Source organism: Tichowtungia aerotolerans (genome assembly GCF_009905215.1).
GTDB classification, from domain to species: domain Bacteria; phylum Verrucomicrobiota; class Kiritimatiellia; order Kiritimatiellales; family Tichowtungiaceae; genus Tichowtungia; species Tichowtungia aerotolerans.
The window spans coordinates 1887003-1900824 of sequence record NZ_CP047593.1; the positions used below are offsets into that span (position 1 = coordinate 1887003).

At 58.2% G+C, this 13822-nt stretch carries 10 protein-coding genes; 9 read left to right on the plus strand and 1 reads right to left on the minus strand.

Annotated elements, in window-relative coordinates:
* Positions 1 to 71: 71 nt before the first annotated feature.
* The 6 genes from infA to GT409_RS07735 all read left to right on the plus strand — a co-directional run bounded on the left by infA (position 72) and on the right by GT409_RS07735 (position 8992).
* Positions 72 to 296 carry a translation initiation factor IF-1 gene (infA, locus tag GT409_RS07710; RefSeq protein WP_160628522.1) on the plus strand — a complete coding sequence of 75 codons (225 nt, stop codon included), beginning with the start codon at positions 72 to 74 and terminating at the stop codon, positions 294 to 296.
* Positions 297 to 347: 51 nt separating this feature from the next.
* Positions 348 to 1508: a carboxynorspermidine decarboxylase gene (gene nspC, locus GT409_RS07715; protein WP_160628523.1), complete on the plus strand. Its 1161-nt coding sequence runs from the start codon at positions 348 to 350 to the stop codon at positions 1506 to 1508.
* A gap of 148 nt (positions 1509 to 1656) precedes the next feature.
* Positions 1657 to 2322, plus strand: coding sequence for a TetR/AcrR family transcriptional regulator (locus GT409_RS16015; RefSeq protein ID WP_160628524.1), 666 nt, complete (start codon positions 1657 to 1659; stop codon positions 2320 to 2322).
* Positions 2323 to 2324: 2 nt separating this feature from the next.
* A complete protein-coding gene (locus GT409_RS07725) occupies positions 2325 to 3428 on the plus strand; it encodes an efflux RND transporter periplasmic adaptor subunit (protein WP_160628525.1) in 1104 nt (367 codons plus the stop codon).
* Positions 3428 to 7930, plus strand: coding sequence for an efflux RND transporter permease subunit (locus GT409_RS07730; protein ID WP_160628526.1), 4503 nt, complete (start codon positions 3428 to 3430; stop codon positions 7928 to 7930). The genes GT409_RS07725 and GT409_RS07730 overlap by 1 nt, the downstream gene beginning before the upstream one ends.
* A 183-nt stretch (positions 7931 to 8113) precedes the next feature.
* On the plus strand, positions 8114 to 8992 hold the full coding sequence (locus GT409_RS07735) for an SH3 domain-containing protein (RefSeq protein WP_160628527.1): 879 nt from the start codon (positions 8114 to 8116) through the stop codon (positions 8990 to 8992).
* A 22-nt stretch (positions 8993 to 9014) separates the two neighbouring features.
* Here GT409_RS07735 and GT409_RS07740 read toward each other — a convergent pair whose 3' ends face one another.
* Positions 9015 to 9953 carry a metallophosphoesterase gene (locus GT409_RS07740; RefSeq protein ID WP_160628528.1) on the minus strand — a complete coding sequence of 313 codons (939 nt, stop codon included), beginning with the start codon at positions 9951 to 9953 and terminating at the stop codon, positions 9015 to 9017.
* A 135-nt stretch (positions 9954 to 10088) separates the two neighbouring features.
* On the opposite strand from GT409_RS07740, the gene recD2 reads away from it, so the two are divergent.
* The 3 genes from recD2 (at position 10089) to GT409_RS07755 (ending at position 13763) form a co-directional block, all read left to right on the plus strand.
* Positions 10089 to 12269, plus strand: coding sequence for an SF1B family DNA helicase RecD2 (gene recD2 / locus GT409_RS07745; protein WP_160628529.1), 2181 nt, complete (start codon positions 10089 to 10091; stop codon positions 12267 to 12269).
* A gap of 429 nt (positions 12270 to 12698) precedes the next feature.
* On the plus strand, positions 12699 to 13430 hold the full coding sequence (locus GT409_RS07750; RefSeq protein WP_160628530.1) for an ATP-binding protein: 732 nt from the start codon (positions 12699 to 12701) through the stop codon (positions 13428 to 13430).
* A gap of 3 nt (positions 13431 to 13433) precedes the next feature.
* Complete coding sequence (locus GT409_RS07755; RefSeq protein WP_160628531.1) at positions 13434 to 13763, plus strand: cupin domain-containing protein; 330 nt, start codon at positions 13434 to 13436, stop codon at positions 13761 to 13763.
* Positions 13764 to 13822 lie beyond the last annotated feature (59 nt).

Sequence of the window (13822 nt, forward strand, 5' to 3'; positions counted from 1 at the left end):
CGAATCATTTTTACTTGTTTTCGCCAACGGAAAGAATATAGAGCTCGGTGCATTTCTGTGCAGGAGACTGTATGGCCAAAGTTAAAGAAGATTTGATTGTGATGGACGGGACGGTAGTCGATGTGCTGCCGGCAACCATGTATCGGGTGGAACTGGAAAACGGCCACAAATTGCTGGCGCATGTTTCCGGAAAAATCCGCAAGAATTTCATTCGCATTTCGACGGGGGATCGTGTGACCGTGGAAATCTCCGCGTATGACCTGACCAAGGGCCGCATTACCTATCGCCACAGCTGAGTTCGGCTGTTTTGGCGTGCAATCCGCTGCATCCGACGGTAAAACCGCCGCATGAATTTACGGACGGTTTCCACTCCCTGTTTTATTGTTGATGAGGCGCTGGTACGGCGGAACTGCGAAATCCTCGCATCTGTTAAAGAACGGACCGGATGCAAGATCCTGCTGGCGCTCAAAGGTTTTGCCTGCTGGCCGCTTTTTCCAATGGTTGGAAAATACCTCGACGGCGTCTGCGCCAGCTCCCCGTGGGAGGCGCGCCTCGGCCGTGAGGAATTCGGCAGGGAAGTCCATGCTTTTGCTGCTGCTTATTCGGACGCCGATTTTGCGGAACTGCTGACCCTTTGCGATGAGATTGACTTCAACTCGTTCCATCAACTGAATCGATTCCGTGATGTGGCGGAACGCGACCTCCGGGCGCGTTTGAGCGCGCTCGGAGAGCCCGTTCCACCTGTTAAAATCGGACTGCGCATTAACCCCGAATGCTCCACGCAAGATCATGCCATTTATGATCCCTGCGCGCCGAAGTCCCGCCTTGGAATCCGGCGGGCGGATTTTGAAGGACAAAGCCTCGACGGTATTTCCGGACTGCATTTCCATACGCTGTGTGAACAGAACGCCGATGCACTCGAAAAAACGCTGGCCGCAGTCGAAGAAAAATTCGGCGAGTTTCTGCCGCAGATGGAGTGGGTCAATTTCGGCGGCGGACACCACATTACGCGCGACGACTATGATGTTGATCGGCTTTGCGAGCTCATTAATGCGTTTAAGGCGAAATACGGTGTGCAGGTGATTCTGGAGCCGGGCGAAGCGGTTGCGCTCAACGCGGGAGTGCTGGTTGCTTCCGTGCTCGATGTGGTTCACAACGAAATGGACATTGCCATTCTCGATGTTTCCTGCACCTGCCACATGCCGGATGTGATGGAGATGCCGTACCGACCGGTTATCACCGGGGCCGGGGAGTCCGGCGAAAAGGCGCATACTTACCGGTTGGCCGGTCTCAGCTGTTTGGCCGGCGATGTCATCGGCGACTGGTCTTTTGATGAACCGCTGAAGCCGGGCGATCGGTTGGAGTTTCTCGACATGGCCCACTACACCATGGTCAAAACCACGTTTTTCAACGGCATTCAGCATCCTTCCATCGCCATCCAGCGCGGCGACGAACTTGAGGTTGTTCGCAAGTTTAATTATCAGGATTACAAAAACCAATTAGCTTAATTGGCACAAAGCCTCAAAATTTCCCGAGGTTTGTCTTAGAACCCTGAAATCTTCGAGGAATAAATATCTCATAAAAAATTTCAGGAAAAGGTTTACATACATGCGTGTATGTATGTATAACGCGTACCCAGAACTTGGAGGAAGTAGGATGGCAAGACGAACCAAAGAGGAAGCGGACGCAACGCGCGAGAGCGTGTTGATGGCCGCATTGGATCTGTTTGCGGAAAAAGGGTATTCGCGAACGACACTCGCAGGCATTGCTAAACGAATCGGTATGACGCGCGGAGCGGTGTACTGGCATTTTGACAACAAAGAGGCACTGCTTGCTGCATTGATTGATCATGTGCACGAGCTGAAAGAGGACGTGGTCCATTCGCAGATTTCTAACATTCAGACAATTGACGATCTGCGAAAAGCCTGCATCCTGCACGCACAGATGGTCGAGAGCGACCCCGTAGTTCACAAGTTTGAGTTTTTTATGATGTATCAGATGGAATGGTCCGAAGAACTGCTGGAGCAGACCAAGCGCAATATGGATGAGCTCCGTGAAAATCCGCTGGACAGTTTTAAAAAACATTTCAACCAGCCTCAAATTGCTGCACGTTTAAATCCGGGAGTTGATACGAATCTTTTAGTGATGACTTTGGCATCCTTCTGGGTCGGTGCCTGTAAAATATGTCTGGGGTATCACTTCCCGGATTCAGAGGTGGTTCGTGAAGACGGTGAGACGACAGGAACAGGAGTCAGTTTTGTAAAAACCGTGGAGCGCGGTTTCGATTTAATTATGAATGGGGTTTTAAAGAAAGAGGCATGACGATGAATAAAAAAATGATTTTTGCGGGCGTGGGGGTTGTCTTGGTCGCCGGAGCCGGCGGCTGGTTTCTTCGCGGCATGGCCGGCGCCAAAGGCCCCGGCATGCCGGGGATGGGCGGCATGCAGATGCCGCCGCCGGCGGTCAATGCCATGGAGATCCGTCCCTCCTTCCTGCGCCCCGCCGAGGAGTTTATCGCCCGGGTCGAGCCCGTTCAGGATGTGATGATCCGCAGCGAAATTTCCGGAATGATTGAAACCGTTCATTTTTCCGAGGGGGCTCAGGTTCGCGAAGGCGACGTGCTCTTCACCATCGACAGGCGCAGCTATCAGGCCGCCGCCGATGCGGCGGAGGCCGATCTGCTGCTTGCCCGGCGGCTGTATGAGCGGCTGCAGAAGGCCGATGAGCGCAGCGTTTCCAAATCCGATCTCGAAACGGCTGAAAGCGATCTGCTGCGGGCGCAGGCCGCCTTCGATGCCGCACAGGTGGATCTGGAGCGCACGGAAATCAAGGCGCCTGTCAGCGGGCGCATCGGTTCGGCGCTGATCAAAAAAGGCAACTATGTTACGCCGGCGTCCGGGGACCTGGCGCGCATTGTGCAGATCGATCCGATCCGGGTGACCTTTTCGATGACCGACCGCGAGTATCTCGCGCTTCGGCAGCGGGAACTGGCCGGCGACGGCCGCGTGCGCGTCGCCCAGGTTCGGCTGGCGGACGGCTCCACCTTTGATGCCGTCGGCAGGAAGGATTTTGACGACAACGCCATCAACCCGGCGACCGGCACGATTGCCGTCCGCTACCTGTTCGAAAACAAAGACCAGCTGCTGCTCCCCGGCGGTTTCGTGACGGCGCTGATCCGCAACTCCGACGCCGCCGCGGGGATCCTGATTCCGCAGAAGGCGGTGCTGGTCGATCAGCAGGGAGCCTATGTGCTCACGGTGGATGAGGCCGGTTCTGTGGGAACGGCGCGGATTGCGCCGGGTCAGCAGGTCGGCACCGGCATCACCGTGCTGTCCGGACTGAAAGAAGGCGACCGGATTATTGTCGACGGCGTGCAGAAGGCACAGCCGGGGGCGACGGTCAGTGTGACTTTGCTGGAGGATAAATAATGATTTCCCGAGTGTTCATCGAGCGTCCGCGACTGGCGGGCGTCGTCTCTATTGTTTTAATGCTGGCGGGGGTTCTGTCCATCGCCTCGCTGCCGATCGCCCAGTACCCGCAGGTGACGCCGCCGCAGATCACGGTGCGCGCCAGCTATCCGGGCGCCGATGCCGAAGTGCTGGCCGCCACGGTGGCCGGCCCGATTGAGGATGCCGTCAACGGGGTCGATGACATGATTTACATGTCGTCGACCTCCGACAGTTCCGGTTCCTACATGCTGACGGTCAGTTTCGAGGTCGGCACCGATCCGGACATCGCGCAGGTCCAGGTGCAGAACCGCGTTGCGCAGGCCGAGCCGCTGCTGCCGAGCGAAGTGACTCAGCAGGGCGTGGTCGTGCAGACGCGCTCCTCCGACATGCTCGGTTTCCTGATGATCCGCTCGCCGGGCGGAAGCCGCAACCAGCGCTTTCTCAGCGACTATGCCACGAGGGTGATTCAGCCGGCGCTCGAGCGAATCCCCGGCGTCAGCAGCGCGCAGGTGTACGGTCCGAAGTACAGTATGCGCGTCTGGATGGATGCCGACCGCCTCTCCGCGCTCGGCCTGTCGGCCTCGGATGTCACCTCGGCCATTCAGCGGCAGAATATCCAGGCCTCGGTCGGTTCGGTCGGCAGCGTGCCGGGCGACGGTTCGGTGCAGGTCACCTATACACTCAAGGCCGAAGGCCGCCTGAACGACCCGGCCGACTTTGAAAACATTGTGGTGCGCACCGGCGAAAACGGCGCGGTGGTGTACCTCAAGGATGTCGCCCGCATCGAAAAAGGGGCCGACCGCTATCTCTATTCCGGTTTCTACAACGGCGAGTCCGCGGTTCCGATTGCGATCAGCCGCTCGACCGGTTCCAATGCGCTCGAGGCCATGAACTCACTGCGCCGGGAGATGGAGTCGCTCAAGCAGATGTTCCCGGACGACATGGAGTACGTGCTGCCCTACGATGCGACCGAAGTGGTGCGCGTCAGTATCCGCGAAATCGTCACGACGCTGCTGCTCACGGTCTTCCTCGTCGTCCTCGTCTGCTACACCTTCCTGCAGGACTGGCGCGCGACGCTGGTGCCGACGCTGACCATCCCGGTTTCGCTCTGTGCCACATTCGCGGTGCTGATGGCGTTCGGCTACAGCATCAACACCCTGACGCTCTTCGGGCTGGTGCTGGCGATCGGCGTGGTGGTGGACGACGCGATCGTGGTGGTGGAGCGGGTGCTGCATCTGATGGAGCACGAAAACCTCGACCACAAGGCGGCGACCATCAAGGCGATGGAGCAGGTCAGCGGCGCGATTGTCGCCACGACGCTCGTGCTGCTCGCCATCTTTGTGCCGATCGGTTTTGTCGGCGGGATCACCGGGAAAATCTACCAGCAGTTTGCCGTCGCCATTTCCGCCGCGGTGCTGTTTTCCACGGTGAACGCGCTGACGCTCAGCCCGGCGCTCTGCGCCACGATGCTTCAGATTGTCAAACCGAAGAAGCACGGCCCGCTTCGCTGGTTCAATACCGGCCTGGGACGGGTGCGCGGCCATTATGTCAACGCCACGACCCGCCTTGCGCGTCGCCGGATTGTCACCCTGTTCGTGCTGCTCGGCGTGCTGGCCGGAATCTGGCTGGTCGCCTCCCGCAGCCCGTCGGCCTTTCTGCCGGATGAGGACCAGGGGGTGATCTTCGGCGCGGTGCAGCTTCCGGAGGGGGCGAGCAGCGAGCGCACCCATGAACTGCTCCGTGAAGTCATCACGCCGCTGCGCGATGAGCCGGGAGTGATGTCGATTGTCGAAATCACCGGCTTCAGCCTGATCGGTGGTTCGGGTGAAAACCTGGCCTTCGTGGTGATCGACCTCGACAGCTGGGATAAACGCCTCTCCCCGGAGCTGCAGGTCGACGCCCTGCGCCAGAAGTTCCAGGCGCGGCTCTCCGCCGTGCCCGGCGCCCGGATCGACCTCTTCACGCCGCCGGCCATTGCCGGACTCGGTATGAACAGCGGTCTGGACATCCGCCTGCAGGCGATTGATAACAGCGATCCGCATCGGCTGAGCGCGGTGCTCAACAGCTTTCTGATGCAGCTCAACGCCGCGCCGGAAATCCGCTACGCCTTCAGCGCCTACTCCTCGGCAACGCCGCACCTCTTCCTGCAGGTGGACCGCGTGAAGGCTTCGCTGATGCAGGTGGAGATCAATGAGATCTTCTCCACCCTGCAGAACTATTTCGGCTCGCGCTACGTCAACGACGTCAACTTTGAGGGACAGGTCAACAAGGTGATCGTGCAGGCCGACTGGCAGTTCCGCGACCGGGTGGATGACATCCGCAAGCTCTACGTCAAGAGCCGCGCCGGCGCCATGGTTCCGCTCGGCAGTATTATGACGATTTCTCCGACGCTGGCTCCGCGGCTGGTCGACCGCTACAACAAATTCACGGCGGCGACCATCTCGGCGATCATCACGCCCGGCGTCAGCAGCGGCGACGCGATGACGGCGGTCTCGGCGATCGCCCGCGACCACCTGCCCGAAGGCTACAGCTTCGATTGGTCGAGCCTGAGCTATCAGGAGGCGAAGGCGGCCGGCGGCTCCACCATTCTCATCGCCATGGCGCTGGTCTTCGGCTTCCTCTTCCTGGTGGCCCAGTACGAGAGCTGGAGCATTCCGCTGCCGGTGATGTTCTCGACAGCGGTGGCCACCCTCGGCGCGCTGATCGGCCTGAAGATGATGGATCTGCCGCTCAGCATCTACGCGCAGCTCGGGCTGATCCTGCTGGTCGGCCTCGCCAGCAAAAACGCCATTCTGATTGTCGAGTTCTCCAAAACCCGGCGCGAGGAGGGGCTCTCCATCGTCGACGCTGCGGCCGACGGGGCCGGGCAGCGTTTCCGCGCCGTGCTGATGACCGCCTTCACCTTTGTGCTCGGCGTGCTGCCGATGGTGTTTGCCACCGGCGCCGGTGCCAAGGCCCGGCAGGCCATCGGATCGACGGTGTTCTGGGGGATGACCGCGGCGACGCTCTTCGGGATTATCCTCGTGCCCGCGCTCTACACGCTGTTCCAGACCCTTCGTGAGCGGGGACATGCATTCCGCCTGCGGCACACCCACAGCAAACTCCACCTGCTGGTGATTCTGCTGGTGCCGTTCTTCTTCGGCGGCTGTCTGACCGTCGGCCCGGATTATGAACAGCCCGAACTGCCGGCCGTTGGAAGCGCTGAATTCGAGACCCCTGCCGACTGGTGGACCACGCTCGGCGACCCGCTGCTTGCAGAGCTCGTCGATGAAGCGCTGCAGAACAACCACGACCTGCAGTCGGCGGTTGCCGCGGTGCGTGCCGCCCGGGCCCGGCTGAATATTGCCCGGGCCGCGTACGGCCCGCAGCTCGATGCCGGCGGCAGCTTTACCCGCAGTAAATCCGGGGATGATGTTTCCGTGGTGAGCAGCGGCGAGCGCGATGTCTACAGCGCCGGCTTCGATGCCGCGTGGGAAATCGACATCTTCGGCGGTACGCGTCGTTCATCCGAAGCTGCGCTCGCCGCGTTTGAGGCGCAGGATGCCGCCCGGGCCATGGTTGAAGTTTCGCTCGCCGCCGAAACCGCGCAGGCCTATGTGCAGCTGCGCGAAGCTCAGCAGCGCCTGCGGGTTGCTCAGGAAAACCTGAGCCTGCAGCAGGAAACCTTCGATCTGCTCCAGTCCAGATTTGACAGCGGGCTGATCAACGAGCTGGCCTACCAGCAGTCCAGGGCCAACCTGGAAAGCACCCGGGCCGCCGTCCCGCAGCTTGAGACGGTGCTGGAGCAGAGCTTTAATGCGCTGGCCGTGCTGACCGGCGCCATGCCCGGAACACTTCAGGAGCGCTTTGCCGAGGTCCGGGAAATCCCGGCCGCGACGCCGGCGGATGTAACCGGTATTCCGGCTGACCTGCTGCGCCGCCGTCCCGATGTGCGCGTGGCCGAGCGCGAGCTCGCCGCGCAGACCGCCCGCATCGGGGTCGCCAAGTCGGATTATTTTCCGAAGCTCCGACTGAACGGCTCCATTGGGGTCGAGGCGCTCAGCTTTGGCGGACTGTATGATGACGGCAATGAGTTCTACGGCTTCGGCCCCGGCGTGAGCTGGGCCATCTTCCGCAGCGGATCCATTCGCAACAACATCCAGGCGCAAACCGCGCTGCAGGAGCAGGCGCTGGCCGCTTACGAGCAGAGCGTGCTCTCCGCTGTGCAGGAGACGCGTGATGCGCTGGCCGCCTTCCGCAACGAGCAGGTCCGGCTCGACGCACTGACCGCTGCGGCAGACGCTGCGCGCTCTGCCGCCAGGCTCGCCGACGACCGCTACGCAAACGGTCTCGAACCGTTCGACACCGTGCTCGACGCCCAGCGCGTTCAGCTCCAGCTCGAAGACCGGCAGGTCCAGAGCCAGAGCGAAAGCACGCTCTCCGTCATCCGCCTCTACAAAGCCCTTGGCGGCGGATGGGGGCAAAGTTTGGCCGACCAATAGTTCAGTACGCGGGGAGGCCGACCGTCTGCACAGAGGATTCCAACCTTTGGAAAAAGATGTTCCAAAGGTTGGAATTTTTTATGGGTGCAGGCTCCGCCTACTGCCAATGGTTGGAAAATCGGTTGCGGGTGGGCGGCTGCTTGCTTTATGGTGATTGCGAATGCAAGGCGGAGGAAATTTCGGATGAAAATGATTTGGATTGGTTTAATGACATTGGGGCTGGCCTGTGCGGCGGGCGCTGCGGATAAGGAACCCGTAAAGGTGACCGGTGACCGGGTCAGTTTGCGTGCGGCTCCGGATCTGAATGCAGTTCTGTTAGACCGCGCGATGAGCGGTGACGAGCTGGTTCTGAAAGATAACACCAATCCGGATTGGGTCGGAGTCCTTCCGCCGGATTCTATTGATCTGTGGGTGCTTGGTGAATATGTGGAGAATGGAACGGTCGTGCCTGCCAAGCTGAATGTGCGGTCCGGTCCCAGTCTGAACCACAGCGTGGTCGGCGTGGTGAAAAACGGAACGCAGCTGACGGTTCGGGGGGATGTTTCCGGCTGGCTGCGCATTGCGCCTCCGGAAGAGGCGGTTGTTTGGATCAGTCGCAAGTTTGCAGACGTTGCGCCGCCACTGCTTCTGGAGCCGGAGGTGATTGTGGAAGTGGTGCCGGCTCCTGAGCCGGAAAAGGCAGAGGTTGCTGTTTCGGAGCCGAAAAAAACGCCGCGGGTGGTGATTGTTGAAAAAGTGGATCAACCCGAGGCCAACAGGATGATGGCGGCCGCGGCGGATGTGCCGGAGCTTCCGGAGGTACTGGTGCCGGATCCGGACAAAAAGCAGGGCGGTGAGGAAACGTTTAGCGGCATTCTCCAGTTTGCGGGAGGAATCCTTTATAAACTGACCGATCCGACTGCGGGAGACGCTACGGTCTGTTATGTTCGCGGCAATTCGAGCCAGATGGAAAAACTGAAAGGACGGCTGCTGATCATTACCGGCCCGGTTTATCGCGCCGTAGACCTCGATATGCCGTTTGTCCGCCCGGTTCAGATCAAACTGCTCAAGCAGGCGGAATAGTTTCCCGTGATTGCAAAAGCAGTTATTTGCATCTCAGCGTATGCACGGTGATTTCGGGCGGGCAGTTGAACCGCACGTTGACGGATGAGGTTCCTGCGCCGCGCGAGGTGTAGCCCTGCAGTCGATGATATTTCCATGCTCCTTTGCGCTGGTCTTTGCGGCAGCGGGAGTTGGCCAGAATCGGATGTCCGCCGGGAAGGCAGGTTTGTCCGCCGTGTGTGTGGCCGCACAGATAGAAATCAACCCCTGAAAAGGCGGCTTTGCGGATGATTTGCGGCGAGTGGGCCAGCAGAATGCAGAACGCGTCATTCGGCATTCCTTCGGTTGCTTTTTCGAGATCATCAGTTTCGTAATAATGTGGATCGTCAACGCCGAGCAGATAGAGTGACGCTTTCCCGCGTTCGAAAACAACCCGTTCGTTGAGCAGTATCCGGATTCCGGCGGATTCCAGCAGCGGCACCATCTCGATGCAGTCATGATTGCCGAGAACGGCATAAACAGGTGCGTTCAGGTTTTGTACAAGCTCGGCCATATGCTGCGACGGAATTCGATAGTCTTCAAAAGTTCCTTCGCGGAAGTCGCCGGTGAAGACGCAGATATCATAGTCCAGGTTCCCTGCTTTATCCTGAATGATGGACAGCAGTTTGGGGTTGTCGTCGATGTGGGCATCGCTGATATGCAGAATGCGAAACCCGTCGAATGCCTGCGGAAGTCCGCTGAAAAACACTTCATTTTGTTCCACTCTCAGGTTCATGGCGTTGCGATAGCCGATCCGGTAAATTCCGAGAACCTTCAGTGTGCGCCGCATGATCCGGTGCAGTATGCGGATGTTTCCGATGTGAAGCCGCGCGCGCCCCGCGCCGAACAGCCGCACCACATGGTGCGACTGAATTTTCAGGCGTCGGGCCAGAAGCTGTTTTCCCAGCCGCTTTTCAAGTTGTGTATAATCGACGTCTGCCACTGCTTATCCTTTTGCCAGCTTCGTATTCTCGGACTATATTGCCACATTACTTCAGATTCATAATCTTAATTTTATTCATAATCATGCCTGTTTTGCAGGGATTATGATCAGGCTTAAGAGCAAGAGCGGCATTGAATGGCATCGCAGAATAAAGACGACAACCGACTGGACGGGCAGGTGGAGCGCATCGTTTTCCGCAACGAGGAAAACGGCTACACCGTGCTGCGCGCCAAGGTGCGCGGGCACAAGGACCTCGTCACCGTGGTCGGAACGGCGTCGAGCATCAATCCCGGCGAGTGGCTGGCCGCCGACGGCGAGTGGATCACCGATCCCGGCTACGGACGCCAGTTCAAGGCCGAAACCATGCGTGCCTCCCAGCCCGATACCATTGAGGGAATCAAAAAATTTCTCGGTTCCGGCATCATCCGCAATATCGGCCCGAAGTATGCCGAAAAGCTGGTTGATGCCTTTGGGCGCGATGTATTCAACGTCATCGAAAAATCGTCCGGCAAGCTTCTGAAGGTGGAGGGAATCGGCCCCGGCCGGCGCGCGAGCATTAAAGCCGCATGGGAGGAACAGAAGGGCATTCGCGAGATCATGAGCTTTCTGTTCAGCCATGGGGTGAGTACCGCGCGCGCGTTTCGCATTCACAAAACCTACGGCGAGCACGCCATCGAGCGGATTCAGCGCGATCCGTACTGCCTCGCCCGCGACATTCGCGGCATCGGTTTTCTGGTGGCCGATGGTATTGCCCGCACGCTGGGTATCGCCAAGGATTCCGAGCTGCGCGCCCGCGCCGGGCTCGAATATGTGCTGCAGGAAATGACCACCGCCGGTCACTGCGCCGTGCCGCGCGGCGACCTGCAGAGCAAGGCGGTCGAGCTGCTCGAAATCCCGCCGGACCGCATCGGCGGCGCGCTTGATCACCTGCTCGAAAACAAGCGGGTTATTCACGACGAAGACCGCCGCGGCCGCAACCTGATCTATCCGCCCAAGCTGTATTTCGCCGAATGGAACTTCGCCAAAAAGCTGATCGAGCTGAACTACGGAAAGCATCCCTGCCCGAAAATCGATTTCGAAAAGGCACTTGAATGGGTGCAGAAGAAAGAAAAGATCGAGTTGTCAGAAAACCAATGCGAGGCGCTGCGGCTGGCGATTCAGGCCAAAGTAATGGTCATTACCGGTGGTCCCGGTGTCGGGAAAACCACGCTGGTGAATTCCGTCATTCAGGTGCTGCGCGCCAAGCGAATGAACGTGGTGCTTTGTGCGCCGACCGGGCGTGCGGCCAAACGTCTGAGCGAAACGACCGGGCTGTCTGCCAAAACCATTCATCGGCTGCTGAAGTTCAATCCCGGCACCGGCGGATTTATCCATAATCAGGAAAACCCGCTGGAAGGCGATGTCTTTATTATCGATGAGTCGAGCATGATCGATCAGGTGCTCGCACAGCAGCTGCTCGACGCCGTTCCGCAACGTGCGGCGGTTGTTTGGGTCGGTGATGCCGATCAGCTTCCGTCGGTCGGGCCGGGCCGCGTTCTTCGTGATGTGATTCGCTCCAAAGCGGTGCCGGTGATCGAGCTGACCGAAATTTTCCGGCAGGCCGCCGAGAGCCGGATCGTAACCGGCGCCCACCGAATCAACCAGGGGCAGCTTCCCGAGTTTCCAGAGGAGGGTGATAAAAACGCCGATCTCTATTTTGTCGAGCAGCCGGACGCGGATAAAGCCATTGGTGTGATCAAGCGGATGGTGAAAGATTCCATTCCCAAGCGGCTTGGGTTCGACCCGATCGAAGATGTCCAGATCCTTACGCCGATGCAGAAAGGCGAGCTGGGAGCCCGCAACCTGAACCAGGTGATGCAGGCACTGCTCAACCCTCGGGGAAACCAGATTGATCGTTTCGGCGTCATCTATCGCGAGGGCGACCGCGTGATGCAGACCGAAAACAACTACGACAAAGATGTCTACAATGGCGACCTCGGTCGCATTGCTGCGATTGACGAGGTGCAGGGAGAAGTCGTCGTGAAATTTGATGATCGCCGCGTGCTGTATGAGTTTCGTGAAGTCGATGAGCTGATGCATGCCTATGCCATCACCATTCACAAAAGTCAGGGCAGTGAGTATCCCTGCGTGATTATTCCGATGCATACACAGCACTTTGTGCTGCTCCAGCGCAGCCTGCTGTACACAGCCGTTACCCGCGCCAAAAAATTTGCGGTGCTCGTCGGCACAAAAAAAGCGATGGGGCTTGCTGTCTCACGCGCCGATTCCCGCGAGCGCGTCACCACTCTTACCGAACGGCTTCAGAGTCAGAGGTGAGCACAACGGTGGTCGCAGCCTTACGGGTTGCAGTTTTTGCAGCTGAAGTAACGACAGTTTGATCGATGAAAGATCATGCTGTTGATGTTTCCCCGGTAGACGGCTCCAACTGTTGCTGCGGTTGAGAGCAGCTCAGAGACGAACAAAGTCGTGAATATTGCTTTTTTCATATCGTATTTTCTTCAGACTCTTTATGGAAAGAAACGCAGCGAAGAGGGTGGAGAGGAAGAATATTTTCCAATGCCTGGAAGCTTCTTTGGTCTCTGTGGTTTTCTGTCGGGTGGAGTGTGGCCTCCGGGTATATGCGGAGGTTGCGGTCCGCTTTTGCGTACGGTTTTGCCAGGGATTGGAACACATTTAAAAACATGATCTGGATCAATGTCTTTGGATCTGAAGGTGGTATTCTGTGTGCATCGAATGGAGGAAATCATGAAACGCAAGATCATCGAAATTGATGAAGAAAAATGTAACGGCTGCGGCAACTGTGTCACCGGCTGCGCCGAGGGAGCCTTGCAGATTGTAGACGGGAAGGCGAAACTGGTGAACGAAGTGTTCTGTGATGGACTTGGAGCCTGCATTGGGACCTGTCCGACCGGCGCACTGAAGATCATTGAGCGCGATGCGCCGGAGTTTGACGAAGAAGCCGTTGAAGAACACCTTCAATCAAAAAAAACTCCGCCCGCCGGAGGCTGCCCCGGACTGCAGCTGCGCTTTAATGAAAAGCCTAAAGCCGAAAAACGCAGCGTGAGCAGTCCCGCTGTTTCCGGGCAGGTCATTCCGTCCGAACTCAACCAGTGGCCGACGCAGCTGCATTTGGTTCCGCCGAACGCTCCGTTTTTCAAAAACCGAGAACTGGTTGTGCTGTCCACCTGTTCGCCGTCTGCCTCGCCGGATGTAAACTGGCGTTTTATTCGCGGACGCGCGATCGCGATTGCCTGTCCAAAGCTTGACCGTACCGAAGGGTATGTTGAAAAGCTCACGGAAATATTGAAATCCAACGGTATTCCAAAGGTGATTGTTGTGCGCATGGAAGTTCCCTGCTGCGGCGGACTGACCGCCTTGGTGCAGCAGGCGGTTCGCCGGAGCGGACGAACCGATCTCGTGGTTGAAGAAGCGACCATTGGGTTGAACGGAGACTTAATTGATACAAAGGAGATTTGAGCCATGAATGATTTAAAAGGAAAAGCACTGAACCTGAAAACACTGGTGGACTATTCGGATGGAGCCGTTGTCAGTCGCACGCTGCTTAAAAAGGAAACCGGTAACATTACGCTGTTTTCATTTGATACAGGACAGGGGCTCAGTGAGCACACTTCGCCGTTTGATGCCGTGGTCGAAGTCGTTGAAGGTGAAGGAACTTTCATTATTAATGGGGATCCGCAAACCGTGAAGGCCGGTGAAATGATCATCATGCCCGCCAACATCCCGCATGATGTGCAGGCCGCAGCTGCTCCGTTCAAAATGCTCCTGATTATGATTCGTTCCGAGCAGTGACGCAGCTGCCGTTAAATAAGCGTCAGCCGGAGCTGAGAGGCTGACGAGGGGGATTGCAA